General features: G+C 66.4%; 23 protein-coding genes and 3 pseudogenes. 9 read left to right on the top strand and 17 right to left on the bottom strand.

Annotated elements, in window-relative coordinates; all coding sequences use genetic code 11:
* Positions 1-5: 5 nt before the first annotated feature.
* On the bottom strand, positions 6-836 hold the full coding sequence (locus HDC36_RS04610; protein ID WP_179564823.1) for a helix-turn-helix transcriptional regulator: 831 nt from the start codon (positions 834-836) through the stop codon (positions 6-8).
* 116 nt (positions 837-952) lie between these two features.
* On the opposite strand from HDC36_RS04610, the gene HDC36_RS04605 reads away from it, so the two are divergent.
* Positions 953-1681 carry a class I SAM-dependent methyltransferase gene (locus tag HDC36_RS04605; protein ID WP_241093898.1) on the top strand — a complete coding sequence of 243 codons (729 nt, stop codon included), beginning with the start codon at positions 953-955 and terminating at the stop codon, positions 1679-1681.
* Complete coding sequence (locus tag HDC36_RS04600; protein WP_179564819.1) at positions 1678-2427, top strand: siderophore-interacting protein; 750 nt, start codon at positions 1678-1680, stop codon at positions 2425-2427. Before HDC36_RS04605 ends, HDC36_RS04600 begins: the two co-directional genes overlap by 4 nt.
* A 329-nt stretch (positions 2428-2756) precedes the next feature.
* Here the strand turns inward: HDC36_RS04600 and HDC36_RS04595 are convergent, their stop codons facing one another.
* From HDC36_RS04595 to HDC36_RS04560, 8 genes are all read right to left on the bottom strand, one after another.
* A complete protein-coding gene (locus HDC36_RS04595; protein ID WP_179564817.1) occupies positions 2757-4001 on the bottom strand; it encodes a DUF418 domain-containing protein in 1245 nt (414 codons plus the stop codon).
* A 26-nt stretch (positions 4002-4027) separates the two neighbouring features.
* Positions 4028-4585 (bottom strand): TetR/AcrR family transcriptional regulator, encoded by a 558-nt coding sequence (locus tag HDC36_RS04590; RefSeq protein ID WP_179564815.1) that lies wholly within the window; start codon positions 4583-4585, stop codon positions 4028-4030.
* Positions 4586-5245: 660 nt separating this feature from the next.
* Positions 5246-5749, bottom strand: a complete 504-nt coding sequence (locus tag HDC36_RS04585) for a DoxX family protein (protein ID WP_179564813.1) — start codon at positions 5747-5749, stop codon at positions 5246-5248.
* A gap of 45 nt (positions 5750-5794) precedes the next feature.
* Positions 5795-6133: a DUF3861 domain-containing protein gene (locus tag HDC36_RS04580; RefSeq protein ID WP_179564811.1), complete on the bottom strand. Its 339-nt coding sequence runs from the start codon at positions 6131-6133 to the stop codon at positions 5795-5797.
* Complete coding sequence (locus HDC36_RS04575; protein WP_179564809.1) at positions 6130-6372, bottom strand: hypothetical protein; 243 nt, start codon at positions 6370-6372, stop codon at positions 6130-6132. Before HDC36_RS04575 ends, HDC36_RS04580 begins: the two co-directional genes overlap by 4 nt.
* A 122-nt stretch (positions 6373-6494) precedes the next feature.
* Complete coding sequence (locus tag HDC36_RS04570; RefSeq protein ID WP_179564807.1) at positions 6495-6992, bottom strand: DUF1097 domain-containing protein; 498 nt, start codon at positions 6990-6992, stop codon at positions 6495-6497.
* The gene (locus HDC36_RS04565) at positions 6982-7923 is read right to left on the bottom strand and encodes an SDR family NAD(P)-dependent oxidoreductase (RefSeq protein WP_179564805.1); all 942 of its coding nucleotides are present in this window, start codon (positions 7921-7923) and stop codon (positions 6982-6984) included. Before HDC36_RS04565 ends, HDC36_RS04570 begins: the two co-directional genes overlap by 11 nt.
* A gap of 50 nt (positions 7924-7973) precedes the next feature.
* A complete protein-coding gene (locus HDC36_RS04560; protein WP_179564803.1) occupies positions 7974-8750 on the bottom strand; it encodes an SDR family oxidoreductase in 777 nt (258 codons plus the stop codon).
* Positions 8751-8873: 123 nt separating this feature from the next.
* Here HDC36_RS04560 and HDC36_RS04555 point away from each other — a divergent pair, with 123 nt between their 5' ends.
* Positions 8874-9788, top strand: coding sequence for a LysR family transcriptional regulator (locus HDC36_RS04555; protein ID WP_179564801.1), 915 nt, complete (start codon positions 8874-8876; stop codon positions 9786-9788).
* A 213-nt stretch (positions 9789-10001) separates the two neighbouring features.
* On the opposite strand, the pseudogene HDC36_RS23440 reads toward HDC36_RS04555, so the two are convergent.
* The 3 genes and pseudogenes from HDC36_RS23440 to HDC36_RS04540 form a co-directional block, all read right to left on the bottom strand.
* A pseudogene (locus HDC36_RS23440) lies at positions 10002-10232 on the bottom strand (Atu4866 domain-containing protein); the annotation flags it as partial.
* Between the two features lie 108 nt (positions 10233-10340).
* Positions 10341-10706: pseudogene (locus tag HDC36_RS04545) on the bottom strand (nuclear transport factor 2 family protein); the annotation flags it as partial.
* Between the two features lie 261 nt (positions 10707-10967).
* A complete protein-coding gene (locus HDC36_RS04540; RefSeq protein WP_218847996.1) occupies positions 10968-11666 on the bottom strand; it encodes a hypothetical protein in 699 nt (232 codons plus the stop codon).
* A 158-nt stretch (positions 11667-11824) separates the two neighbouring features.
* Here HDC36_RS04540 and HDC36_RS04535 point away from each other — a divergent pair, with 158 nt between their 5' ends.
* Positions 11825-12724, top strand: coding sequence for an AraC family transcriptional regulator (locus HDC36_RS04535; protein WP_179564799.1), 900 nt, complete (start codon positions 11825-11827; stop codon positions 12722-12724).
* A gap of 61 nt (positions 12725-12785) precedes the next feature.
* Here HDC36_RS04535 and HDC36_RS04530 read toward each other — a convergent pair whose 3' ends face one another.
* Both HDC36_RS04530 and HDC36_RS04525 read right to left on the bottom strand, forming a co-directional pair.
* Positions 12786-13286 (bottom strand): lipocalin-like domain-containing protein, encoded by a 501-nt coding sequence (locus tag HDC36_RS04530; protein ID WP_179564797.1) that lies wholly within the window; start codon positions 13284-13286, stop codon positions 12786-12788.
* The gene (locus tag HDC36_RS04525) at positions 13283-13576 is read right to left on the bottom strand and encodes an SDR family NAD(P)-dependent oxidoreductase (RefSeq protein WP_179564795.1); all 294 of its coding nucleotides are present in this window, start codon (positions 13574-13576) and stop codon (positions 13283-13285) included. The genes HDC36_RS04530 and HDC36_RS04525 overlap by 4 nt, the downstream gene beginning before the upstream one ends.
* Before the next feature lie 95 nt (positions 13577-13671).
* On the opposite strand from HDC36_RS04525, the gene HDC36_RS04520 reads away from it, so the two are divergent.
* The 3 genes from HDC36_RS04520 (at position 13672) to HDC36_RS04510 (ending at position 16913) form a co-directional block, all read left to right on the top strand.
* Entirely contained in the window at positions 13672-14601 is a 930-nt protein-coding gene (locus HDC36_RS04520) for a LysR family transcriptional regulator (RefSeq protein ID WP_179564793.1), read from the top strand.
* A 270-nt stretch (positions 14602-14871) separates the two neighbouring features.
* Positions 14872-15882, top strand: coding sequence for an AraC family transcriptional regulator (locus tag HDC36_RS04515; protein ID WP_179564791.1), 1011 nt, complete (start codon positions 14872-14874; stop codon positions 15880-15882).
* On the top strand, positions 15879-16913 hold the full coding sequence (locus tag HDC36_RS04510; protein ID WP_179564789.1) for an NAD-dependent epimerase/dehydratase family protein: 1035 nt from the start codon (positions 15879-15881) through the stop codon (positions 16911-16913). Before HDC36_RS04515 ends, HDC36_RS04510 begins: the two co-directional genes overlap by 4 nt.
* A gap of 35 nt (positions 16914-16948) precedes the next feature.
* On the opposite strand, the gene HDC36_RS04505 is transcribed toward HDC36_RS04510, so the two are convergent.
* A complete protein-coding gene (locus HDC36_RS04505; RefSeq protein WP_179564787.1) occupies positions 16949-18898 on the bottom strand; it encodes a M61 family peptidase in 1950 nt (649 codons plus the stop codon).
* Between the two features lie 177 nt (positions 18899-19075).
* Between HDC36_RS04505 and HDC36_RS04500 the strand changes: the two genes are divergently transcribed.
* Positions 19076-19723 carry a PAS domain-containing protein gene (locus tag HDC36_RS04500; protein WP_179564785.1) on the top strand — a complete coding sequence of 216 codons (648 nt, stop codon included), beginning with the start codon at positions 19076-19078 and terminating at the stop codon, positions 19721-19723.
* A 649-nt stretch (positions 19724-20372) separates the two neighbouring features.
* Here HDC36_RS04500 and HDC36_RS23435 read toward each other — a convergent pair.
* Positions 20373-20483 (bottom strand): annotated as a pseudogene (locus HDC36_RS23435) (exonuclease); the annotation flags it as partial.
* Positions 20484-20690: 207 nt separating this feature from the next.
* Between HDC36_RS23435 and HDC36_RS04495 the strand changes: the two are divergent.
* The gene (locus HDC36_RS04495) at positions 20691-20828 is read left to right on the top strand and encodes a hypothetical protein (protein WP_179564783.1); all 138 of its coding nucleotides are present in this window, start codon (positions 20691-20693) and stop codon (positions 20826-20828) included.
* A gap of 39 nt (positions 20829-20867) precedes the next feature.
* Here the strand turns inward: HDC36_RS04495 and HDC36_RS04490 are convergent, their stop codons facing one another.
* A complete protein-coding gene (locus HDC36_RS04490) occupies positions 20868-25091 on the bottom strand; it encodes a DUF4157 domain-containing protein (RefSeq protein ID WP_179564781.1) in 4224 nt (1407 codons plus the stop codon).
* Positions 25092-25094 lie beyond the last annotated feature (3 nt).

The following is a 25094-nucleotide window of genomic DNA, read 5'->3' as shown; positions in this document are numbered from 1 at the left end:
GGCCATCAGCAGGGATTGCGCCGCTCGGCCATGTAGCGGCCAGGCGAGGTGCCCAGCGCCTTGCGGAACATCGTGACGAAACTGCCGGCGCTTTCGTAGCCCAGGTCATCGGCCACCTGTTGCACCGAGTTCCCCGTGCTCAACCATTTGACGGCGAGCATCAGGTGCAGCTGCTGGCGCCAGCGGCCGAAGCTCATGCCGGTCTGATGCGTGAGCAGGCGCGCCAGCGTGCGCTCGCTCATGCCCGCGCGCCGCGCCCACGTCTGCACCGTGCCGCGCTCGGCCGGCTCGGCGACGATCGCCTCCACGATCCTGCGGAGCCGGACGTCGGTCGGCATCGGCAGGCGCAGCGTTCCAATCGGCGCCGCCGCCAGTTCGTCCAGCAGCAGGACGATCAGATGCGATTCGGCGCCGCCCTCCGGATAGAGCAGCGGAAGCCGCGCGGAACGGATGACCAATTCGCGCAGCAGCGCCGTGGTGGAGAGGGCGCAGCAGGTCGCCGGAAGCGCCGAGGCGGCAACCGGATCGATGAAGGCGACATAGACTTCGATCATGCCGGCGGCCGTGATCTTGTGCAGGACATCGCACGGGACCCACAGCGCGCCCTGCGGAGGCACGATCCAGAGGCTGCCTTCCACTTCGCAGGTGAGCACGCCACGCAGCAACAGCATGAGCTGCCCCTTGCGGTGGCGATGGAAGTCCTTTTCCAACCGGTCCTGCCCGAGGTCGAGGCTGGCCACGTCGATGCCGGTGGTGCCGATGATCACCACCGGGCGCGGCACCAGGTCCGGATCGATCCACTCGGCGGGATCGCTGAGATCGGTCAGGACAGGCACGTCGCCGGCTCCGAAGCAGTTGGCAGGAATTCCGAATATCTTGACATGGTTACCCAATGCCGCCAGCGCTGCGACTTCCTACGATGCGTGACGGCCGATGGATCCCCCGTCGGCCCTTGCCATCGATTGGAGGAAACACCGTGGATTCACTCAGCAGCGGACGCGTCGCGCAGACCCTGCAGCACCTGTTCCAGGAAGCGGAGCGCGCCGACAAGGGAATCACGGACCAGTTCGAGGCCGATCACGGCGAGCATGCAGAGCAGGTCTTCAGCGGCGCCATCACCGAGCTGATGGACGCGGAAAGGCGCGACCTGCGCGGCGTGTACCACGCGTACGCCGAGAACTTCCTCAACGTCACGCCGGCGTATGGCCGATTCCTCTACCAGATCGCGCGCGCGCGCCGGGCCACGCGCATCGTCGAGTTCGGCACGTCGATGGGCGTGTCCACCATCCACCTCGCCGCCGCATTGCGCGACATGGGCGGCGGACAACTGATCGGTACCGAGTTGGAACCCGGCAAGGCCGCCCGCGCCAACGCGAACCTGCACGCTGCCGGGCTCGCCGACCTGGTCGACATCCGGGTCGGCGACGCGCGCGAAACATTGGCCGCTGTCGGCGGCGAGATCGATCTGGTGCTGCTGGACGGCGCGTTCAGCCTCTATCTGCCGATACTCAAGCTGCTCGAGCCGCACCTGACGCCAGGTACGCCGATCCTTGCGGAAAACGCCTTCGACCACGACAACGAATACCTGGCCTATGTTCGCGACCCGGCGAACGGCTATCTGTCGCAGCCGATCGCGATCAACGAAGGCAGGGGCAACGAACTGACGGTCCTGACCCGATGAGCGCGCAGAACGCCGACGCCGCGATGCCCAGGCCCGGCCGCATAGGCCGCGCCTTCCTCAAGATGTTCATGAAGCAGGCCAGCGTCGTGCAAGCCGAACGTCTTGCCGACGACTTCCGGCTGATCACGCTGGAAAGCCCGGCGTTCCGCGAGCTCCAATGGCAGCCTGGCCAGAAAATCCAGATCGCAATGGGCTCCGCGCTGGTCGCCAGGACCTACACGCCGATCGACTGGGACGCGGCCGCCGGGCGTACCCGCATCGTCGCATGCACGCACGGCAGCGGTCCCGGCAGCGCCTGGATCGCCAGCGCCAGGCCCGGCACCGAATGCGATGTCTTCGGCCCACGCGCATCGCTGGATCTCAATCGCGTCACCGGCCCCTGCGTCGTTCTCGGCGACGAGACCTCCATCGGACTGACCTACGCCCTCGGTCGCCGGCTCGGCAGCCGCAGCCGCAGCGGCGTGGCGTGCTTGCTGGAGGTGACCCGCGAGCCCGCGGCGCGCGCAGTGCTGGACCGCCTCGACCTGGGCGGTGTCGAACTGTTCGGCCGCTGCGCCGACGACCTGCACCTCCAGGACATGGAGCGCCGCCTGCCCGCGGTCGCCGCGACCGAGGCCACCTTCGTCCTGACAGGCAGGGCGGCTTCCATCCAACGCCTGCGCCGGGCGCTGCAAGGCCTGGGCATTCCGGCATCGCGGATCAGTGCCAAGGCGTACTGGGCGGCGGGCAAGACGGGATTGGACTGAGGTTGGCGAACGAGGGCAGGGCGCACGACAGCGTCCGACCCGAAGCGGACATATGGATCGGGTGTAGCAGCATGGGCGAAGGTCTTCTTCAGCTTCGTTCGGCGCAATCCTCCCAATTTAGTCGGCCCTGGGAGTTCTGCCAGCGCTCAGCCAAAGAAGGCCGCGTAGCCGGCGCGGCTGTGAGGTAGATTGACGGCATCCCAGTATCCGGGTCTTGTCGACGCCGGCGGCCGCAGCGACGCGCTCATGGCGCTGAATCCGCCCGCACACCACCACGCCGACAGGCGCAAAAAACACGGCGCTAATGCCGCGACGCGGCATCACCCACGCTACCGGCTTCGGGCCTGTTCAGCCTCCGCCCCGGCCGCTGCGAGCGCCGGTGGGCGCCGGTGAATGCCGCCGTAGCTCAATCGCCGCCACAGCCACTCCACCGGGCCGATGCTGAAGCGCGCCAACCACCAGCGGCTGCTGATCACCTGCATAGCGAACAGCAGCACGCCCAGCGCCAGCGCCAGGTCGAGCGGCATCCGCCCGTACTGGCCCAGACCGAAGCCGTAGAAGATCCATGTGCAGACCAGCGACTGCAGCAGGTATTGGGTCAGCGCCATGCGACCGAGCGGCGCGAACACACCCAGCCACACGCGCCAGCGCGATCGCTGCAGCAGCAACAGGATACCGGCCGCGTAGCCCAGGGTCAGCGCGAACTTGGCGAAGAAGAAGGTCGCCTTAATCAAGACCCGCAGCGGCTGCAGCGCAAGCTGATTCACCCAGGCATGCAGCGCCTCCTGCGGCACCGCGTTGGCCACCAGCCCGAAGCTGAAGCAGAGCACGAAGACCTGCCGCAGCCGGCGCCGATGCGCGTCCGGCGCCGAAAGCCATCCGCCCTTCCAGGCCGCAACGCCGACGATGAAGAACGGCGCCAGGATGACGAAGCGATTGGCGATACGCATCGGGCCGATCACATGCAGCGTTTCCCACCATCGGTATTGCAGGGCGTCGAGCCACCCACCTTGCCCGTAGTGCTGGAGACCAAGGGTGTAGGTTTGCGCCGGCGGCAGATCCGTTGCAAGCGCCTCAATCGGACCGGCAATCACCGCCGAGACGATCAGCACCACCGGGATCGCCCACAACACCCGGCCGGCCGACAGCCGCAGGAAGGGCAGAACCATCAAGCTGATCAGTGCGTAGTCGAGCAGGATGTCGACGTTCCACAACAAGAACGTGTGCACGCTGCCCAGCAGGGCGAGCACCGCGCTGCGACGCAGCGCAAATGGCCAGCGCGACTGACCCTTGTCGGACGCACGATCGGCCTGGATGGCGAGGCCAGCACCGAACAGGATCGACAGCAGCGCCGCCGCCTTGTTCTCCAACAGCACCCTAACGAGGTCGCCGGCCAAGCCGCCGGAGTCTCCCAGCGGATAGGCGACCCCGGCCTCCCGCGCCAAATCGGCACCGCAGAAGTAACCGATATTGACCAGCAGCACGCCGAACAAGGCCAGACCGCGCAGCACATCCAATTGCAACAACCGTTCGCCGCGAGCGACCGGGCCTTGCGACACAACTTGCGCGGACATAACTACTCTCTCAGTAAGACACTGACTCAGTTCGCCGGCGCGATGCCGAGTACCCGCGCCGCCATGTTTTTTGCCCGCGTGGCGGGGGTCGGCTTTCCTTCGCGAACCGCGGTGACCACGGCCCCGTCGAACAGCAGCATGAGATCGCCGGCCGCGCTTTCGTCCAGCCCGGCCGCTCGCAACAAACGGGCGAAGTAGGCCTCGAAGCGGTGCTTGTGCGCAGCCGCAGCCCGATGCAGTGCGTGGCTGGGCAGCGGCGTCTCGGCGATGGTGTTGAGGAAGGCGCAACCGCGGTAGTCGGGGCTGGCCAGGCGCATCGCCAAGGCGTCGAACACTGCCAGCGGCCGCAGATTTGCATCGGGCGCCAAGCGCTCGACCTCCTGCTCGAACCAGGCGCAGAGTCGTTCGTCGCGCCGCTCCAGCACCGCCAACGCCAGACCTTCCTTCGACCGAAAGTGCCGATAGAAGCTCATGCGGGCGACTTCCGCGGTGCTGATGATGGCGTCCACGCCGACCGCCTGAATCCCCTGCCGATAGAACAGATTGGTGGCGACATCCAGGATGCGCTCGCGAACCTTGCTCATGATCACTCCGGCGGTGGATTCCCGGCGGATGATATAGACCGGTCAGTATCATTTCAAGTCAAGCGCAGGCGGACCCTACCCACGACATCGCCGGGAGCAGGCGTGGCATCGCGTTTGGCTTGGCTGGCCCGGCGCTTGAACTCAGGCGTGTTCGGTGCTGGCGGCAAAGGTCCAGGCCTTGCCGTGGATCGTGCTGATCCTAGCCATCACGGAGTACGCGGGGCGGGGCCAAACGTTCGATCGATGTGCTACTCCCCATAGTGGCCGGAAGGGATGCTCAGGGTTGCGAAGCGATCAGTAGGAACCTCATGAAGTTCCCTCTTTCGGGCGAGGTCTCGCAGCACTTTCTGAACTTCTTCTTCTGGCCGATCAGGTTTCCTTTGTTCCAAGCCTCGTGAGGCTGAGATGTGTAAAGAATTGCCATGACTATCTCCTGATGAAGGGTTGGTCAGGCTTCTCCCAAGCCTGGAAGCATGGCGTGATGCGACCCGAAGCGGACCTCTTCGACGGTGGCGACGCCAACCGGCACGGGCGGAGTCGCCGACGAAGGTGCCGGATGCCGCGCCTCTCGACCGGACCCATCCACTTGTCGCCACGGCCACCGTCACGGCGTCGCCAAGCGGGACGCAAGAATCTGGCCTCTGCGGTGCGTCCCCGATCTCAAAGTTCGCGTCCAATGGCGCGGTCCAGCGACCAGCGGCCGCCCCCCTTGAAGGCCATGAACAGTCCGAGGAACATCATCAGGAACGGGAACTCGATGCCGCGATCGATCCAGGGCCAAGTCGGCCCCAGGGCCACGCAGATCACGAGCATCTGCACCGCGACCATGGCGGCAATGGCGCGCGTACCCAAGCCGATGGCCAGCAGTGTGCCGCCTACGCCTTCGAGCAAGGCGACGAACATCGCCAATGCGGGCGCGGCGGGCAGGTGCAGGACATTCTCGATCAAATGGATCGAGCCGGACATCGGGTCGGCCATCGAGCCGTGCGAGGTTCGCAGCAGCTTGGGCAGGCCATGGGTAATCAGGACCACGCCGAACACGACGCGCAACAGGGCATAGGCCAGCGGCTCGACACCCGCGTACAAGCCGTGCAGGAAAGGGAAGATCAGTTGCGGGTCGGCGGCGGCCGGGCTGACTGCATGGCGCGGGGTGGGAAGCTGCATGGTGTCCTCCTGGAGGGCGACGACCAAGGGCCGTCGCGTCGAGCATCAGGGTGGTGGTGCGGCTGAGGCGGGCGTGGTGGAGGCGACGCGTGCCTTCAGATTGCCGATAAGGGTGCGCAACGCAGGCTGGACATCGGCGAACAGCGGATCCTTGCGGTGAAGCGACATCACGCCGGTGAAGAGCTTCAGGCCGACCGCGAGTGCGATGGCGTCAGCGTCCGCAAAGGCCGTGGCAGCGCGGATGCGCGTGACGATGCCGAACAGGTCGTCGCGCTGGTCCACCTCGAAAGTGAGCGTGGCGTTCGACCAAGCCGATGTGCCGCCCGCATCCGCTTGCGCCTGCCCGAGCTCCTCGATGTGGATGCGATAGTGATGCGCTTTCATGCGACGTCCTCGACGGCAACCGGCTGCAGTGAGCGGGTGACTCCCGCAATGTGGCGGCGGACCGTCCCTGTCGACCGCACCGCGGCCGCGGCATTGGCAATGGCGTTGAACTGCGCTGCCGGTTCGCCCATGTAGGTTGGCGCAGCGAAGACCATCGCGTCGGGCTCGCCCAACTGGCGCAGCACCGAGTCGACCTTCCACCGGCCACCGAAACTGGGCGTGGCGGCTGCCGCAGGCACGGGCGTCCCTGCCTTCGATCTTGCGAGCGCCCTGGCCAATCGCGTCGGCGAGCAGCGCCGTCGTTCCGGTCTGCGAGAAGGGGATGACGGAATCGATGGACATGGGATCTGCTCTCGGCGGCTCAGGCTCGGGCGTCGGCGCGCAGAGCCAGACGCTGGAGCACGACGGCGATGCCGGCGGCCGCCGCGCCGACGGCGGCGGCCAATCCCAACTCGGTGAATGCGCTCCATGACGGCGGCTTGTGCGAAGCAAAAAACGCGACCAGCCCGAGGAAGAAGCCGAGCAGGTTGTTGAATACCGGCAGGTGCCGCAACGACAACACCAAGACCGACACGGCGAATACCACGGCCGTCAGCGTGGCTGAACCGAGGTGCGGCGTGAGGACCTGCGTCGCTGCGCCGGCAGCGATTCCCAGCCCGAGTCCGACGAACACGCAGGTCAGATTGATCAGCCCTTGGCGAAGATTGACGCCCCGCGTGAAGTAGGAGATCCACCCGACGAACATCGCCCAGACCGGAACTTCCAGCACCAGCGTACTGACCGTTGCCGCGAGCGTCGCAACGACAGACTCGCCCAGTGTGATCTTGAGCTCCCTGGCAACACTGGCGTCATGCCGCATTGGATACCTCCTCGGCTGGCGCCGGGTTGTCGCGCGGTGCCAGCAGATCGCCGAGCTGGATGCGGCGCAGGAACTCGGCGCGAATTCGGTCGGCCACTGCGTTCACTACTTCGCAGCCGTCGCTGGACGGATCGACGTGGACGCGGAACGGACGTGCTCCAAACGGTGAAGCGACGACGTCGACGACGGCCTGTGCAACGGCGGCCACGTCGGCATCCGGTGGCTCGCAAGCGGTGAGTCCGCTGAGGATTTCCTGGGTGAAGCCTCTGGTCGGACCGGTGTCGTACTCGGCGACGCGATTCGCATCGGCGGGCGTTCCTGCGTGGGTGAAGTGATTCGTGCCCTTGGTGAACGCGCCGGGTACCACGATCGCGGTTTCGATGCCCCATCGCGCGAGCTCGCCGGCATAGCTGACCGCGAGCGCATCCATTGCCGCCTTTGCCGCGAAGTACGGGGCGAGATAGGGTGGGGTGCCACCGCGATGGCTGCTGCTGCCGATCCACACCACCAGGCCGCGGCCCTGTTGGCGCAGCTGCGGCAGGGCCGCGCGGTTGACGCGCTGCGTACCGAGAACGTTGACATCGTAGGTCTGCGCATACTGCTCGGGCGTGAATGCCTCCGCCGGGCCGAACACCATGTGCCCGGCGTTATGCATGACCACATCCAGCCGGCCGTTCTCGGCAACGATGCGCGCCACTGCCTCGTCGGCAGAGGCTTGCGACTGTACGTCCAGTTCAATCGTCCGCAGGTCGACGCCGTGCTCGTTCGCGTAGTCGCGTGCGGCCCGCACCTGCGCGGCGTTGCGGCCAGCGATCTCCCGCATGCTCGCGTAGACGATGTGTCCCGCGCGTGCGAGCGCTCGAGCCGACAGGGCGCCGAAACCGCTGGATGCGCCGGTAACCAGGATGACGTGCTTCGGATTTGCATTCATGGAGATTCTCCGGTGTGTGCGCCTGCATCGCGCGAGGAAGACCCGCGTGCTCAGGCGTAGCCGCCGTTGACGCGCAGTACTTGGGCATTGACCCAGCCGCCATCAGGCCCGGCCAGGAAGGCGACCGCGCCTGCGATCTCCTCGGGAGTGCCGAGGCGTTCGAGCGGCGCGAGCTTGCCGATGTGTGCAATCTGCTCCGCGGTCTTGCCGTTGAAGAACAACTCGGTGCCCACTGGCCCCGGGGCGATCGCGTTGACGGTGATGCCGCGGCCACGCAGTTCGTTGGCGAGCACCGGCACCAGTGCCTCCACACCGGCCTTGGAGGCGATGTAGGACCCGTAGCCGGGGAAGGACTTGGCGATCACGCTGGTGGACAGCGCGATGATCCGACCACCTTCGCGCAGGTGATGCGCTGCGTGCGCCAGCATCAGGAAACTGCCGCGCAGGTTGATGGCGATGGCGCGATCGAAGTCGGCGAGGCTGGACTCCGCGATGGGCGCCATCGGCATGATGCCGGCACTGTTGACGACCACGTCGACACGACCGAAAGCTTCCTGCGTCGCCGCGAACAGGTGGGCGACATCTTCCGCGCGGCTGACATCTCCCTGCACGGCGATGACATGGCCGCCGTCGGCGCGGATATCCTGCGCGACCGCTTCTGCCGCTGACGCGTTGCCGGCGTAGTTGATGACGACCGCAAAGCCATCGGCCGCGAGACGATGCGCGATCGAGCGGCCGATGCCGCGCGAGCCGCCGGTAACGATGGCGACCCGCGCGGCAGGGCCGGGGGGGACTGGCTGACGGGCCTGGGCGGTGGTGCTGTTCATTTTTTGCTCCTTGGGGCATCTGCGGGAGGGACGCGGGGGACGGAGGGCATTCTTATCGTTGTCGCCATCTGAATAAACAGGCTTGAACTGGCAATTGAATTCAAAAATGGACAACAATCAGGCATGGACCGCTTTGACTCCTTCCAACTGTTCACTCGGATCGTCGAACTGGGCAGCTTCACCCGGGCCGCCGGCGCGCTCGGCCTCCCGCGCGCCACCGCCACCCATGCGATAAAGGAACTGGAGGCGAGACTGGGCGCGCGCCTGCTCGAACGCACCACCCGCCAGGTGCGGCCGACCCTCGATGGCCAGGCGTTCTACGAGCGCTGCGTGCAACTGCTGGCGGATCTGGACGACGCCGAATCCTCACTGCGCACGATCGCCGCGAACCCGCGCGGCACCTTGCGCCTGGATCTGCACGGCACCCACGCCACCCGGATCGTGTTGCCGCGCATCGATGAGTTCCGCAGCCGCTATCCGCAGATCGACCTCGTCGTCAGCAGCGGCGATCGCCTGGTCGATCTGGTCCGCGAGGGAATCGACTGCGTCGTGCGTGCCGGCACGCCCAAGGATTCGTCCCTGGTGGCGCGGCGCCTGGCTGTCATGCCCGAAGTGATATGCGCGAGCCCGGAGTACCTGCAGTACTTCGGCACGCCTCAACATCCCGATGAGTTGTCTTCGCATCAGGCCGTCGGGTTCTTTGCCAGTAGCCATGACCGCAACTACCCGTTCGAACTCGTCGTCGACGATCAGGTCCGCGAATTCGAGTTGGGGGGCTGGATAACGGTCAATGACGCGGAAAGCTACGTGAGATGCGCGCTGCGCGGCTGTGGCCTGATTCAGTTGCCGCGGTTCCATGTCGAGGACGAGCTACGCGATGGCCAGCTCGTGGAAGTCCTGGGGAATTGGTCGAGCGCGGGCCTACCTGTGTCGGCGATGTACCCCCTGCATCGCCAGCTGTCGCCACGCGTGAGGGTCTTTGTCGACTGGGTAGCGAAGGTGTATGAGGATCGTTTTGGAGCTTCGCCACCCCGGTAGCGGCGACAACGCTCATATGCATCCGCGGCCGGAGGCGGCCAGCCTTGTGCCTGCTGGCCAAAAACGGCGGGCAGTCCCCCCCCTTTGAATCGAACGAAGTGGGGCACTGCTGCCCGATTCAATCTCCGGCGCAAAGCGCGTCGGCCCCCGGCATAGCCGGCGCGACGCCGAAACTCGCGGCGGGCGCCTGGCATGCAGGGCAAGAAATGGCGGCTATCGACGGCGAAAGATCATCCCGCCGTGATGGAGCGTGTTCTCGTCGACGAAGACGCCGTCTGCCGTGAACCCGGTGTCGTCCCAGTAGTCGATCCGGTTGCCCTTCACCTCGTACCGCCCCTGGTAGGCGCTTTCCCGCGTACCGCGCGCCTCGTCATAGCGGCCACTGGCCAGAAGCTCATGACGGATGCGCCCGTCATCGGTCACCCACATGCCGACGTAGGGGTGCTTGCTCATTTGCGTATCTCCCTGATGATCGATCGGAATTCGCCTGATGACGTCGTCGTAGGGCACCAGGTCGAGGAAAGCGGTGACTTCGCTCGCGCGTAGATTCGCCATTCGGAGGATCCACACATAGCTGTTGCTGTAGGGCATTCCGTCGGCGGCGGTGGCGGCACCGTCCCAATGTACGATGACGTGGTCGCCCTCCGCCCAGATGCCCTTCACCGTCGGCCGGACGGGTGAGGACAGGCGGGCGGCGAAGGGCGCCACGGCCTGTTGCAGGAACGCATCGCGCCCCTTGTAGCTCCCGGCCGCCGGGCTCGTTCCCTTGATCGTCCAGGTCGCGTCGGGCGCCAGCACGTCCCGGAAGAACGTCCCGCCGCCGGCTGCCCACTTCTCGAAGGCTTGCGCAATGAACTGGCGGTTGCGTTCGGCGGTCGAATCGACAGGCCGCGCCAGCGCGCAACCGCTGATCAGCATGGCCAGAACCAGCGCCGCAGCAGTGACCGATCTTGGCATCGTCATGTCGTGTGCTCCTGAGCATGTTGGAGCGCGCAGGACGACGGTCGTGCGCGCGTGATGGACCTGGCGTGTTGCCGGAGTGTGGAAGCGCTTCGACTTTGGGCACCGCGATGACGAGGAATGAGTGGCGCCCGCCGGTCTTCCCGTCGGTGCCGTGACGCGGCCGGACCAGCGTCGAGCGGGTGCGCGGGCCCATTCGCTCCATCTGTCGACAAGATCTCATTGGCTGGCAGGGACGATCGCATCGATCTCCTCCCGCGGCAGGCGGCGGGTGGACGTGTGCTCGCGCACGATCCTCCAGCCAGTGGACGTGCACTGCCAGACCAGCGACGAGCGCGCCCGGATGCCGACGATCTTCTCTTCCGCGGTCTCGAGGCGCGCCGCGAATTCGAGGGTGGAGGCGGACAGAACGCCGCCGTCGACGACCTCCGGGCCATCCATGATGCGGTGCCTGGCGGACCTCAACGCAGTGAAGGGCTCGGTCCAGATCGAGGCCCATTCACTCGCGCTGCGCGCCACCCGGTGCTGGGGATCGAAGTCGTCGTAGAGCCGGACATCGCTGGAGTTCCAGTGATAGAGGTGGCCCAGCCTCTGGCGAAAGTCGAACGGGGGATCGCCGCGACGCTTTTCCCATCCCACCATGATCCATTCGCGATGAAGCTCGCCGGGGCTGGTCGGACCGTTGGCGGCGCACATCCCGGGTTGAGGTTCGGCCGTTGTTTGTGCGCTGGCCGGGGCAAGGCTGCCCACTGTGGTGGCCAGGATCAGGGCGGCACACAGGCGCCGAAGATGCAGCGTGCCCCCGTCCGCGCCCCGGCCCGATCGGAGCCGAAGGTCGCGTTGCCCGGAGCAGGGCGAGACACAGATGCCGGATCGTCCGGAAAGGCGATATTGGTCCAGCGTAAGGGGATGGAGCATCCTGACCTCCTTCCAGAGTCGATGCATTGGATTTGCAGGGCAGAAGTCTGCCGTTGAGCGGCCGAAAGCCTGTAGCGGGATCGTCCGGCGTTCTTGTACGATCGTCCAGGCGCGGGCTTTCGACTCGCTGGCACCGCGACCCGTTGATGGAGTGACGCATGGACTCGCTGACAAAGCTCGCCGATATCCTGGGCCGTCACGCCCGGGACGACGGCATGCACGGCACGCCGATTCCGGGCGTCCGCCTGGTTCGCTCGGGTACGCCCACCATGCCGATGCCTGTGGTGTACGAGCCGACGCTCTGCCTTGTCGCGCAGGGCCGCAAGCGGGTGATGCTGGGAACAACCGGCTATGTGTACACCCCGACCAGGTACCTGCTCGCATCGGTCGATCTTCCGGTCACTGGGTCGGTCATCGAGGCCAGCGAGACCGTTCCCTATCTGTGTCTGGTGCTCGACCTGGACATGACCGAACTGAGCGACCTTGCCCTGCGTCATCCCACCCCGGACGAGACGGACGGGGCACCGCCCGCCGGCCTTGTCCTCAACGACACGACGCCCGAACTGTTGGACGCGGCGGCACGGCTCGCGGCATTGCTCGACAGGCCGCGCGACATCCAAGCGCTGGCCCCGTTGCTGGTTCGCGAGATCCTCTACCGTCTTCTGACCGACCCCGGTAACGGCGTCGTCCGCCAGATGGCGACCGCGGACAGCCGCTTGAACCAGATCGCAAGGGCCATCGCCTGGCTGAGGGAGCACTACAGCGAAACATGCCGGATCGATGAAATCGCGGAGATCGCCGGCATGAGCCGTTCCACGTTCCATGCGCACTTCAAGGCGGTCACGTCGATGAGCCCGCTGGAATTCCGTAGCCAGTTGCGGCTGCAGCAAGCGCGCAGGCTCATGGTTGCCGAGGCCATGGATGCAGCAGGCGCTGGATATCGCGTCGGCTACGAGAGTCCCTCGCAATTCAGTCGCGACTATGCCCGCATGTTTGGCATGCCTCCAGCCAAGGATGCCGGGAGGCTGCGCAGGATGGCCGCGATGCCGACAGGCTAGCCCCGGGTTGGCGGTCCCATCGGGGATCGCCTTCGCAGGTCCTTCCGGCGCCCGATGCGCACTAACGGACCCGCACGAACTCCGCGCTCACCCGTCCTCCGTCCGGGCGAGTGAACGTTTCGTACATCCGATCGCCCTCGACCGTCAGCTGCAGGTCCCGCCTGGTTCGCACCGCGCCCACCCAGTTGGGAAACGTGGCGCCTTCGACGCGGTTGCCGGCGAAACGGCCGTGTTCGTCCACCGCGTAGGTACCGAAGAACCCGATGCTGGACGCCATGGCGCGCCTGTTCTCATCGTCGGTGCCACCGCCCCGAGCGTCTGACGCGAAGCGTGGGGTGTCGCCGTCGGTCAGTACCTCGACGAAGTGCATGTCGGTAGTGAAGACGAGCATGCCCCGGGGATTCTCGCCATAGGGTCGCAGGGTCTCGCCACCGGTCTCCAACGTGGCGGCAACCATGCGCCACGTGCCGGCAACCTGGTTGGGTCCGGCAGGGGAGGGCGCAGGCTCGCCGGCGCCGACGACGATGGGGGCCGCGAGCAGGAGCGCGAGCAACCACTTCATCGCCTGTCCGCCTCGGCGGCGCCAAACGATCCGTGACCGGCCTCGCCGACCACCGTCTCGATCCGGCCGAAGGCGGCGAAGGCGGTACCCGCTTCCTGCCGCAGCGCGGCCATGTCGTCGGCAAGGTCGAAGCACGCGACGCGCGGGCTGTCGCCCACCGTTCGCTGCAGCGCCCCGAACGGTGCCGCCCGTCGCCCGCACGCGACCATCCGCTCGCCCCGCGCCAGCAGCTTCGCGGTCGCGACCAGCCCAAGGCCGGACGACGCACCTGTGATCGACCATGTCTTCATCGGGGGCTTCCTGTGGGGGTGCATGCAAGGTAAGAGCCCGGATGGCATATGATAAGTCGCACCAATACGAACGAGCTGGTGAAAAGCATTCACCAATGACGGATGTCAGCCTCTCCGATCTGAAGGCATTCGCCCTCGTGGCGCGACACCGCGGCTTCCAGAAGGCTGCCGACGCGCTTGGCGTATCGCGGTCGTCCCTCAGCCATGCACTGAAGGGGCTCGAGCGCCGACTCGGCGTCCGCCTTCTGCATCGGACCACCCGCAGCGTTGCGGTGACGGAGGACGGCGCACAGCTGCTGCAGCGCCTGGTTCCCTTGTTGCGGGAACTGGACGACCTGCTGGATGCTGTCAGCCATGGCCAGGACGAACTGGTCGGCACATTGCGCATCAACGCCAACAGGAGCGGGGCGCGCTGGCTACTCAGGCACGCCATCCCGCTCTTCCAGCAGCGACATCCGCGCGTCGTGCTGGATCTCGTCGCCGAAGCGCAGCTGGTGGACATCGTGGGCGAAGGCTTCGATGCCGGCGTGCGCCTAGCCGAGTCGGTACCGAAGGACATGGTGGCCGTGCCGTTCGGCAGCGACATCCGTTTCGTTGCGGTGGCGGCACCGGGCTACGTCGAGGCGTTCGGGGCGCCCGCGACGCCGGGCGACCTGATGTCCCATCGTTGCATTCGCCAGCGGCTTCCCGGCGGAAAGCGCTACCGCTGGGAGTTCGAGAAGGGCACGCAGCGGCTCGCACTGGATGTCCCCGGCATGCTGAGCCTGGACGACAACGACCTGATGGTCCAGGCGGCGTCCGATGGCCTGGGCGTGGCGTTCGTCCCGGAATCCTTCGCTCGGCCAGCCCTGGATAGCGGCGCGCTGGTCCTGCTGCTGGAAGACTGGACCCCGGCGTCGCCTGGCCTGTGCCTCTACTACGCCAGCTATCGCCATGTGCCCGCGCCGTTGGGGGCATTCATTGCGGTCGTTCGTGAGGCGACGCGGAGCCGCGACTTGCGCGGATCACCGAAAGCGTCCAGCTGAGCTAGGCGGGATCCGTTGCGACTGGCGGCCCGGCCATCCGGAGCGCCGAGCGCGACATGCAGGCGCCGGCGGCTCCCGGTTCTGGGTAGCGCGTCGATCGGGGATGTCCATTGGGGGCAACGAGGCGTGCTCCCCGACCCAAGGCCAGCATCGTTCCCAATGGGATCGCGTTGCCGGCGAGCTGTTGGACGTCACCGCGCCATTCTTCGGGAATCGCAATGTTGGCGCGATCGGATTTGCTGGCATCGCGCATCTGCCTATAGTCGCGCCATGGAAGGGCCAACCACGTTCTCAATCCATCAGGACATCCTGACAGACCCCGGTCTGCCGTTTGCCCGGCTTTTGGCGCGCGCGGGCGTCGAACCGTCAAACAGATGGACGACGAAGGACTTCTTCCGCATCTGGGAAGCCGCAGACCGAGAGTTCGACGACCGGTCCATGGGCCTGAGCTTTGGAGCGAACGGGATGAGTTCCGGCTATGGCATAGCGTCGTTGGTCGCCCTGCATGCCCCGGACTTCAGTGGCGCGCTCGCCGCCCTGTCTCGCTACAAGCGCCTGACGTGCCCGGAACTTGTCGAGGTGGACGTCACGGGAAGCGAGGCGGTCGTTCGCTACCGCTGGCTGCAAGCCACGAGCGAAGTGCCACGACTGCTCGTCGACATGACGATGGCCTCATTGTTCCAGCTGGCCAAGGTCGGGACGGGCTTGAAGGTGAAACCGATCAGGCTCGAACTCTCGCGCCCAAGCGAAGATCGCGAAATGCTCCAGAACCACTTCGGTTGTCCCGTGGTCTTCGGGGCGATGTCCGACGCCATGGTATTCGAGAGATCCGCGCTCGATGCAGCGCTCGTCACCGCCGATGGAGGCGCGTTCGCTCGCCTCGTGAGGGATCTCGATGGGGAGTTGGCCAGCGGGGCGGGGTATCCAGCACCGATCGCGGAGTTGCGGGTGAGCATCGCTCGCCAGCTCAGCGAAGGCCGCCAGGCAAGCGTTGCTGCAGTCGCAGGCCGACTCAATGTCAGCAAGCGCACGCTTCAGCGCCGCCTGGATGGGCACAAGACCAGCTTCCAGCAGCAGCTTGCCGACGTGAGGCGGACGATCGCCAGGCGCCTGCTCGCCAATACCAAGTTCGATACCGTCGCCATTGCCATGGCACTGGGTTTCGTCGAGCCGAATTCATTCACGCGCGCGTTTCGCTCCTGGGAAGAACAGACGCCGCTTCATTGGCGTCAACAGAACGAAGGCGCACGCAAGCGCCAGAAGACCAGTAACCGCCTGTGAAACACTCGCATGTGCTTGTTACAGGCGGCTCCGGTTTCATTGCCGGCCACTGCATTCTTGAGCTCCTTGGGCAGGGATACTCCGTACGTACTACGGTGAGATCCCTCGACAAGGAGGCGGCCGTGCGGTCGGCGCTCGAGGACGCCGGCATGGCGCACTCGGATAGGCTGAGTTTCGCTGCAGCGAACCTCACCGATGATGCAGGCTGGACGGAAGCAGCGTCCGATGTCGAATTCGTGTTGCACGTGGCGTCTCCGGTGCAGCCCGGATACGTGCGAAACGAGAGCGAGGTGATCGCTCCCGCACGGGAGGGCACATTGCGCGTGCTGCGTGCCGCGCGGGACGCGGGAGCAAGACGGGTCGTGTTGACCTCGGCATTTCATGCCGTAGGTTGGGGCCACCCGCGCCGCAGCCATGCTTTCACCGAGAGCGACTGGACCAACATCGACGGCCCGGGTGTGGATGCGTATGGAAAGAGCAAGACGCTTGCGGAACGAGCGGCATGGGACTTCGTGTCCAGCGGCGCTGGAGCCATGGAGTTGACCACAGTGCTGCCGGTCGCGGTGATGGGGCCGGTCCTCGGCAAGGAGATTACCGGCTCGAATCACTTGATTCAGCTCATGCTCGCTGGGCGGATGCGCGCCCTGCCTGATCTCCATGTGCCCATTGTGGACGTCCGGGACGTGGCCAAGGCGCACGTCCAGGCCATGACCAACCTGCGCGCTGCCGGCGAGCGCTTTCTGCTGTCGGGCGGCCGCGCCCTCTCCATGAAGGAGATCGCCACCATCCTCAAAGCCGAGTTCGGCGGTGCGGCCGCGAAAGTTCCCACCCGATTGGCGCCGAATCTGGCGCTGAGGATCGCCTCCTTCTTCAATCCGGCCGTTCGCGGCATCCTTCCCGATCTCGGTTACGCAAAGAAGGTGTCTCATGAGAAGGCCACAGGCCTGCTCGACTGGATCCCGCGCGACTCGACCGAAGCACTCGTTGCTGCGGCTGAAAGCATGATACGGAAGGGACTGATTGATGCGTGATCTTCGATGACGCGCTTCGAGCAGAGATCGAAGGGCTACTCACCCCTCTCGACTTCCACTGGCTTGTCGGCCGACACAGCCGCTCCGAGTGATCGTGGCTTCAGGAGTGGCGTCAGCCGGTCAGGGCGACCGCCGATCCTGCGCAAATGCGGATAGCGCGGGCCTCCGTCATAGTCGATCTCCAGGTCGGAACGACGGGCGTCGTTGTTCACCCGCAAGGCGATGGGTGTCTCGGTGCTTTTCTCGATCGCGCTCAGCAGCGCTGCGCGAGAGAACGCTTCGCCATCGATCGCTTCCAGCACCGCCCCGGGAGCGATGCCCGCACGGTAGGCCGGGCTGTCCCACATGACCGACAGCACCCGTCCCCGCGTGTCGACCACCATGCCAATGGAGTGACGCACGTCGTAGCCCCCCATTTCCGCTTCGGATTGCAGAAAGGTGGGGGTGGGTTTGCGGTCATAGACAAGCTCCCAGCCCGCACGTTCCAGCCCTCTCAGTACCAGCGGCATGTGCGTATCCAGCCGCTCGTCGAGTTGCCTTGACCAGTCAATGGGTAGAAGTCCGTGCAAGGCGGTGCAGAGATCATCGAACGTGTAGGTATGAGGGCCAGACCCCATGTCGGCGGAATAGAACGCCGCGGCCAGGTCGTCCAGACCATACCGGCCATCGGAGCCCTCGCGAAGCATCATGTCGATCTCCAGCCAGAGCAGGACTCCCTCGGTGTAGTAATCCTTGCGACGCTGCCATTCCGGCCATGCCGCATAACGGCTTGACAGGTAGACCGGGTCGTTCGTGGTGTCTCGCAGCGTCTTCCACGCTCGGCCGTTCATCGCCTGGGTGTTGGCCGCATCCAAGGCAAGTTTGTCCAGCGTCTCCTGGTGGTTGCGCAGGCCGCTTCTGGCCGCAAGCACTCGTCCCCAGAACTCGGTCTGACCTTCGTAGATCCATAGCATTCCGTTGCGTATCGGGGTGTTCGGCGTGGGAGTCCATTGTCCGGTCGGCACGCGGAAGCGCCCATTCCATGCGTGCACGTGCTCGTGGACGATCAGGTCGAGGTTGTTGAGTTGGCTGGAGCGATCGCGGAAGTAATCTGCAGGCAGATAGATCTCCGCAGAGTCGGCATGCTCGACGCCTCCAGCAGGGAATGCATCACTCAGCACCACCATGGCCTCAAACCGTTCGTAGGGCGCCCGACCGAACACGGCATGGGTTTCCTCCACCATGCGCCGCATGCCGGTCGCATCTCGATCCGAGAGCTGGGGTGCTTCTTCGCTGTCGGACAGAAGGCTTAGCCGGAAGGCCGGCTGTCCCGGCAGGCCCAAGTCGTGAGCGCGGATGTATCTGGCGGCTATCACCGGGGCGTCCAGCAACGCATCCAGCGTGGTGCCACCGAACCGCACCGATTCACCCGAGGTCGCTTCGGCATGCAAGGAAGAAACAGCGTGCAGGCCGCGCGGGAGACGGACAGCCGCCTGGATTGGGAGGTTTCTCGCGTACCAGCCGGCAGGGTAGAGCAGCAGCCTTTGCCATTGCACCGTGACCAGGTCCGGACGCAGCAACGCTTCGCCCGCCCGAACCACGTACTGGAACTCGACCGTGATGTCATGGGCGCCTTCAGGGACATCGACATGGAAGGCATGCATCTCGAGCTCATCTCTGCGCCACTCCAGGCGCTGCGGGCCGGCGAACACCACCAGTCCCGCCAGACTTGCCGCGGAGATGGTGGGCGCGTGGCTGGACGCTTCCCACTCCGGATACAGCAACGTCATTGTGCCCGGCGCCTGCACGGGGATGGTTTCCCGCACATGGAACACCCGGCGAACGACATCGCGAGCGTCGACCTCGAGCCGTATCGTGCCGTCGAACCTCCGGTCTTGCGGTGCCGCAATGGTCGGCTGCTGCAGATCCTGCTGCGCATGACAGTTGGCCGAGGCCGGCACTCCCAACGCGGCCACCGCGCCAAGGATCTGAACCAGCCAGCTCAAGAGGACACCATGACCTTGTTTGCTCGCCACACAATGCCTTTCATTGCCGCACCGAACGTCCGGTGACACCCAGGCTAGATCGGCATTAGACAATTTGTCAATCTTGGATAATTTGAACAGACCTGCTTGATCGGGCTACGCTGCACGCTTCCAACATGGTTCCCGCCACCTCCCGACATGCCCAATCGTCCTAGCCCTGCCGCCTCTCTTGCGCCGCATTTCCCGGTTGCCGACGCGATAGCGGCGCTGTTCCGGCCTCACGTCGAAGTGGTCGTCCACGACCTTCACACGATGAAGATCGCCCACATCGCCAATCCGATCTCCAGACGCAAGGTGGGCGACAGCTCCAGCGGTGACCGCTTTCCGGATGAGGCGCTCCTGCAACCTGTGATCGGCCCCTATCGCAAGACCAATACCGACGGCCGCAACCTACGGTGCGTCACAGCGGTGATACGCGACGAGAAAGGGAAGCCACGTGCGATGCTGTGTATCAACTTCGATGTGACCATGCTGGAACGCGTCCGCGATAGTCTCGGGACGCTGGCATTCCTGCCCCCGTCGCCTGAGCCAGAGAACTTCTTTCACGACAACTGGCGACAGGTCCTGGAACAGATCGTCAGCAATCACGAAACGGCCGTGGGAATGTCCGCCCGGGCACTGGACACCACCGGACGTCGTGAACTGATTGCCCGGCTGCACGAGGCCAGGATCCTGGATATCCGCAACGCCGCGCCCGCCGTGGCGAACAGGATGGGCATTTCCCGCGCATTGCTCTACAAGTATCTGAAAGAGATCCGAAAGCCGGACTCGGCTTCCGGCAACTGATCCATCTTTGCCTCGAATCGAACAGTGCGTGCCGTCAGCGCCTGGTGCCGTGTGCTGGCTGACAGCGCTGGCATCCACCTGGATGATGGATGCGACGCCTCCTGAGCAGCAGGCCAGCTTCGCTCTGCGAGCGCAGGGATTCGGAAGCGTCATCAGGAGTAACGAGGACGTGCGAACTGGCCACGGTGGGAAATCCGGAAACGCGATCGGAAGTGCATGGTGAGTACTTCTGTTCCTCAACGTCCCCGAGCACAGGCTGATTGGATGCGATGTTCCAGCCCAGACCCTTCCGTCAGGGCACCTGACGATGATCGTCACTCCTGGCGGATAGGATGCCTCGCTCGTCGGTTCCACCTGACATTTTGGCTCGGCAAACGTACCAGGCACCCAGCCGGTTCGGGCCAGACTGACGAGGCGCCTGCCGTATGCTGGGACTGCGGCGGCAGCCGAGTCAGCGCTGAGGCGTTCGTCGTGTAGTCCTTCGCCGACCGCGACGCTTCCTCAGCCTGTCACGGAATGATTCGGTTTCCTCGAAGCCATCCTCTGTGGGCTGAGCACGTGATGCGATTTGGTGCTCGGTGGACGATAGCCAGCCACCAAGCGTGGACCACGTCGTGATGGTACCTGGGGCCAAGTAAAACAGCACACCGGCCAGACTTTTCAGACCTTGGCGGTTGTGCTCCAGAACGCGCCTGAGATTCACCGCAGACCGGCCGCGTGGATGGCTCAGCCATGCAACCAGCGCGTCTGAGCCGGGCAGGTGTGGCCGCCCTCTGGGCTTGCACGAGCTGCGCAACGAGAGAGTTCGCATGGGCAAGAGCCGGTGTGTTCGAATCCTTCGAGCGGCTCCATAACCCAAGAATGCGGCGAAGGGCCGCCAGGCTGGATTTGGAGTTTTCCACCCTCAATGGGCAGGCGGGCAGGGGCTGTTGACGACGCGTTGAGGTCTTCACTGGATCGCGCAGCAATGCAGGGCACACAGACGGGCAGGCAGCGCGAACGCAGCACGATTCGCGAGCGTTATCGAGGGCAGGGAGATGTCCGCTTCTGGCCGGAAGCGGTCATCATCGCCGCGCCAGCCGGGCGCTACGGCGTCAACCGCTGAATGAGGCGCGGCAGCGCCGCACACCGCGGGCTGGCGCGCTCACTCGACTTCCGCGCCATCGGGGCGGATCTTCTGCGGGCATTGCGCGCCCTTTGGCAGCAGGGCTTGCCGGCTGCCGAGGTCCTGCTCGGTGCCGTCTGAGCGGTAGAGGGTGATGCGCTCGGCGGAGATGAGGTAGTGCTGGTGGCCGCAGAAGGCGGTGGCGGCCTTCTTGCTGTCTTCCGGCGAGGGGTGTTGGCTGTTGCCGTCGTCTTCGGGGTGGGTGTGGACGGTGCCCAGGGCGTAGCTTTCCTTGCGGATGCGGCTGCAATCGATGACGGTCTCCAGGTGTTCGTCGTCGCCGGTGCCTTCGAAGAAATCGGTGCCCTCGGGCGCTCGCACTTTCTGGCGGTCGCGGTCGATGCCGTAGGCGAGCGCGAATTCGCGCGGTCGGATGAATTCCAGCGGGCTCTGGGTGACGTCCGAGCAGGCCCACATCTGCGCCATTTCAGCTTTGATCTTCGGGTCGTCGATCAGCAGCGGTTCGGCTTCCTTGGGTGCCAGGTGGAAGCTGACCACGCCGTTGCTGGGCGGGTTGCGCAGGATGGCGGCCTGGCCGGTGCCGAGGAAGTCGCGCTTGTGCAGGCGCAGCGCGAGCGCGCGGGCCAGGTGCAGGCGCGCGACGTCGGCCAGGCTGGGCGAGACCACCTGTACGGGATTGTCCGCGGCGCTGGCGTTGAAGTAGGGCTGCATGCGGCCGGTGGCGGGGTTGACCTTGATGCTGATGTCCATCGGTGCGAACACGAAGCCCAGACGCGGCATTTCCCGCTCGGGCTCGCCGTGTTCGAGCTCTTCGGTGGTACGCAGCTTGAGCGTGTCGAGGATGGTGGTGGCGGTGCGGATGTATTCGGGCACGGTCATCTGGCCGGCGCTGGCCGCGGAGGGCGGGGCGATGGTGCGCTGGAACTGGCGGAACAGGTCGATGTCCGAGGCCACCGGCTGATCGAAACGGGCCTGGCGCGTGTCGGGCATGTCGTCGGAGTTGAGCAGGGTGCGGAACTCGCTGTCGAAGGCGAAGCGCTCGCGCTCGGGGTCTTGGCCCAGCGCAGGGTTGACGTCGCGTTCGGCCTGCGAGAGGTTGCCGCGGATGTGGCTGGTGCGCTGGTCGTAGTGGGTATCGATGTCGTAGCTCAGGCCGTCGATGAACGTCACGCCAAAGCGGTCCAGCGGCGCGCCGCGGCGGCGCGCGGCCAGCCACAGGCCGACCCGGGTGTGGCGCTGCCAGTTGTCCATCACCACCGAGCCAGCGGTGGCGGGGCGCAACAGGTTGAGCATGAGCGCGAAGCTGTGGGGCAGCTTCCAGGTGGCGCGCATCGAGACCAGACCCCGCGAATCCGGACGCCCCGAGGCGGTGGCGCTGGTCCATGGCGCGGGCGCCACGGCTTCGCCGCGAAGCTGCGCGGCGCGGATCGGGACGGGCAGCTGCTGCAACACCTGGGTGCCATCGACGTATTCGGCCAGGAACAGGTCATCGAGCACGCCTTGCATGAAGCCGACTTCGTAATCGGCGAAGTGCGCCGGGTCGCCGAGCGTCTGCAAGGTGCTCGAGGCGCCCATGATCGCACCGCTGTTGAAGGTCATCGGGCGCTGGTTCTTTTCGGTGCCTTGGGGATTGCCGGTGGCGGCGGACAGTCTGCCGTCGAAGCCGACGAAGTTGAAGAAATGCGGGGGCGTGGCGTCCACGGTCAGGAAGTCGGCGCGTTGCAGGCCGTCGTCGCCGGCGATCGCGCCGCTGGAGCGGGTGGGCTGCGGCGCGCTGGCGCAGCGTGGTAGCGGAAGGCCCGTGCGCGGATCCCGCTCCAGCGGCGCGTCGATGCCGATCGGGCCGAATGCCGCCGAAGTGGCCATGCGCTGGCGATCGCCCTCGCAGGCGCCCAGGCCGGCGAGGTGGATCAGGTGCAGGCCGGCCAGGTGGCGGTCGGAGGGCGGGGCGGCCTTGTCGTTGGGGTCGATCTTGCCGGGCCGCGCGTCGGTGAGGTCGCTCGGCAGGTCCGGGTCGCGGAGCACCGCGTGGTGGAAGGCCATGTCGACCAGGCGGCCCATCACGCATTCGATCGGGTTGTCCGCACGCAGGGCGGTGTTGGACAGGCGCACGCCGTTGACGCCGAGGTCGCCGCTTTCCTCCTGGCCGTTGGCCTGGTCGCGGAACTGTTCGTTCTTGTCGTTCTGCGGCAGCGACACCTGCAACCGCTGCACGGCTTGGCGCACGGTGGCGGTGCGGCCGCAGGTCCAGCGGCTGATGTAGATGTCGGCGGCGGCCTCGTACTGGCCGGCGGTCAGGCGCGCGCGCGCCACGTCGATGATGCGTTGCTTCTGCGCGTCGGTGTCGGCGGGGCGATCGGGGTCGCGGAGTTCGCTGACCGCGCCCTGCTCGGCCAGCACCACGGCGACGCGATCGAGGCCTTCCATGCCCGCTTCGCCCGAGCTGAAGGCGGTGGTCTCGCCGTTGCCGGCGACTTCGCGCAGTTGGTCGGGGCGCACGCCGGCATTGAGCAGTTCGCGCGCGACGCGTTGTGCGCGATGGCAGGACAGGCGCTGGTTGTAGGCGCTGTCGCCTTCCTGGCTGGCGAAGCCGTGCACCACGTAAGTGGCGGCCGAGGCCTGGTGCGCGGCGAAACTCGCGATGCGGGAGGAGCCGCGATCGTTGAACACGTCGGAGTCTTGGCAGAACTGGAAGTGCTGCAGCTGCGCGCTGGAACTGCGGCCCCGCAGCTCGACGCTAGCGCGGTCGCAGGGCACTTCGGTCTGCACGTCGCCGAGGTGGCGTGGGGCGTCGGCGCAGTCGGGTTCTTCGGGCGTGGTGGAACCGGGAATCTCGGCGTAGAGCACGACCAGGCGGTTGTCGGCCGGATCGGGACCGAACTCGGCGGTCTCGCCACGCGTCGCCACTTCCATGCGCTCGCGCAGGTCCGCGTCTTCGGCGCTGCGGTTGCCGGTGCGGCGCAGTTTGTCGGCCAGCGCGGTGCGCAGCGCAGCGCCGACGGTGTTGGCGCGGTGGCAGGCCAGGGCGAGGTTGTAGCCGGCGTCGCCATCGGTGCTGGCGTGGCCGTGCACCAGGTAGCGGGTGTTGCGGTGGTGGTCGCCGATTGTGTTGGCGAGGTCGCGCAGGGTTTGGCCCGGGGCGATCTGGTTGGAATCCAGGCAGAAGCGCCAGCGCCGCACTTCGTTGGTGCCGATGTGGCTGGCGCGCGGGCACGCCGGCTGCGGCGCTTGCAGGCCCAGGTTGGTCGGCGTGGGCGGGCACGGTTCGCCGCTGTCCGGCGCGGAGACGGGGCGCTCGAAGCCGGGGATGTCCTGGCGCTGCACACGGCGTTGCGGCGCGGCGGGAGCGGCGCAGTTGCCGCGTGCGCCGGCACCGCCCTGCTGCACGACGTGGGTGAGTTCGTGCGCGAGCAGATGCAGGCCTTGCCGCGTGTGCGGTGCGTAGCGGCCGGCGCCGAACACGATGTCCTGGCCGTAGGTGTAGGCCTGCGCGTCGATGGCGGCGGCGGCGCGGGCGGCGGCGCCGTCGTGGTGGATGCGGACGGGCGCGAAGTCGGTGCCGAATTGCGCTTCGACGAAGGCGCGCGTGCGCGCTTCGAGCGGGTGGCCGGGGCCCAGCGCGGTCGGCAGCAGCGCCTGTTCGGGCACGCCGCGGTAGTGGGCGGGATCGCCGCCGCCTTCGCGTTGCAGGCGGCGCCTGGCGTCATCCTTGCAACGGCTGCAACTGCCGCCGCAGGCGCAGCGCCGCACGCTGCGGACCGGGCTGCGGTTCACGCGCAGGCGCACGTCGGCGTTCGCGTTGGCGCTGCGCGGTGTTGCGTTGGTGGCTCGCGATGCGGCGCCTGCGGGCGCGCGCGGATCGTCGTTGGCAGGCGGGGGCGGGGTGGCGTCGCTGGTTGCCGGTGGCGGTGGTGGTGGCGACGCGGGCGGCGGATCGTGTGGTGGCGCGGCGGGCGGGTCGGGCAGTGCACCGGCCGCGGCGGCGACGACACGTTCGGCGACGCGTTCGGCCTCCTGTTCGAAGGCGTCGTCGGGCGCGCCGATCTCCAGGCGTGGTTGCAGGCCTTCGCGCTTCTTGTCGGCGCAGCGCGGGCAACCGCCGCCGCAGGCGCAGCGGCGTTGCACCGGGGCGGCGTGCAACGCTGTGGCGGGTGCGTCGCCGCGCGCGCGCTTGGCCGGCTTGGGTTGCACGCGCTTGGCCGGCGACGCGGCGGGCGAGCGGCGTTCGCGCGACAGGCGCATGGC

Origin of the sequence: Xanthomonas sp. JAI131 (assembly GCF_013410075.1) — a bacterium.
Classification (GTDB): Bacteria; Pseudomonadota; Gammaproteobacteria; order Xanthomonadales; family Xanthomonadaceae; genus Xanthomonas_A; species Xanthomonas_A bonasiae.
The sequence above is the reverse complement of the archived record's forward strand: the minus strand, read 5'-3'. Positions and strand labels throughout refer to the sequence as shown.

Excerpts from the sequence above, each read along its gene's own strand:
- HDC36_RS04535 (WP_179564799.1), top strand. The coding sequence starts at position 11,825 with ATGGACTCGCTGACAAAGCTCGCCGATATCCTGGGCCGTCACGCCCGG.
- HDC36_RS04525 (WP_179564795.1), bottom strand. The coding sequence starts at position 13,576 with ATGAAGACATGGTCGATCACAGGTGCGTCGTCCGGCCTTGGGCTGGTC.
- HDC36_RS04530 (WP_179564797.1), bottom strand. The coding sequence starts at position 13,286 with ATGAAGTGGTTGCTCGCGCTCCTGCTCGCGGCCCCCATCGTCGTCGGC.
- HDC36_RS04540 (WP_218847996.1), bottom strand. The coding sequence starts at position 11,666 with ATGCTCCATCCCCTTACGCTGGACCAATATCGCCTTTCCGGACGATCC.
- HDC36_RS04495 (WP_179564783.1), top strand. The coding sequence starts at position 20,691 with ATGCAGGGCACACAGACGGGCAGGCAGCGCGAACGCAGCACGATTCGC.
- HDC36_RS04565 (WP_179564805.1), bottom strand. The coding sequence starts at position 7,923 with ATGAATGCAAATCCGAAGCACGTCATCCTGGTTACCGGCGCATCCAGC.
- HDC36_RS04585 (WP_179564813.1), bottom strand. The coding sequence starts at position 5,749 with ATGCAGCTTCCCACCCCGCGCCATGCAGTCAGCCCGGCCGCCGCCGAC.
- HDC36_RS04590 (WP_179564815.1), bottom strand. The coding sequence starts at position 4,585 with ATGAGCAAGGTTCGCGAGCGCATCCTGGATGTCGCCACCAATCTGTTC.
- HDC36_RS04570 (WP_179564807.1), bottom strand. The coding sequence starts at position 6,992 with ATGCGGCATGACGCCAGTGTTGCCAGGGAGCTCAAGATCACACTGGGC.
- HDC36_RS04515 (WP_179564791.1), top strand. The coding sequence starts at position 14,872 with ATGGAAGGGCCAACCACGTTCTCAATCCATCAGGACATCCTGACAGAC.
- HDC36_RS04560 (WP_179564803.1), bottom strand. The coding sequence starts at position 8,750 with ATGAACAGCACCACCGCCCAGGCCCGTCAGCCAGTCCCCCCCGGCCCT.
- HDC36_RS04500 (WP_179564785.1), top strand. The coding sequence starts at position 19,076 with ATGCCCAATCGTCCTAGCCCTGCCGCCTCTCTTGCGCCGCATTTCCCG.
- HDC36_RS04520 (WP_179564793.1), top strand. The coding sequence starts at position 13,672 with ATGACGGATGTCAGCCTCTCCGATCTGAAGGCATTCGCCCTCGTGGCG.
- HDC36_RS04490 (WP_179564781.1), bottom strand. The coding sequence starts at position 25,091 with ATGCGCCTGTCGCGCGAACGCCGCTCGCCCGCCGCGTCGCCGGCCAAG.
- HDC36_RS04580 (WP_179564811.1), bottom strand. The coding sequence starts at position 6,133 with ATGAAAGCGCATCACTATCGCATCCACATCGAGGAGCTCGGGCAGGCG.
- HDC36_RS04595 (WP_179564817.1), bottom strand. The coding sequence starts at position 4,001 with ATGTCCGCGCAAGTTGTGTCGCAAGGCCCGGTCGCTCGCGGCGAACGG.
- HDC36_RS04600 (WP_179564819.1), top strand. The coding sequence starts at position 1,678 with ATGAGCGCGCAGAACGCCGACGCCGCGATGCCCAGGCCCGGCCGCATA.
- HDC36_RS04555 (WP_179564801.1), top strand. The coding sequence starts at position 8,874 with ATGGACCGCTTTGACTCCTTCCAACTGTTCACTCGGATCGTCGAACTG.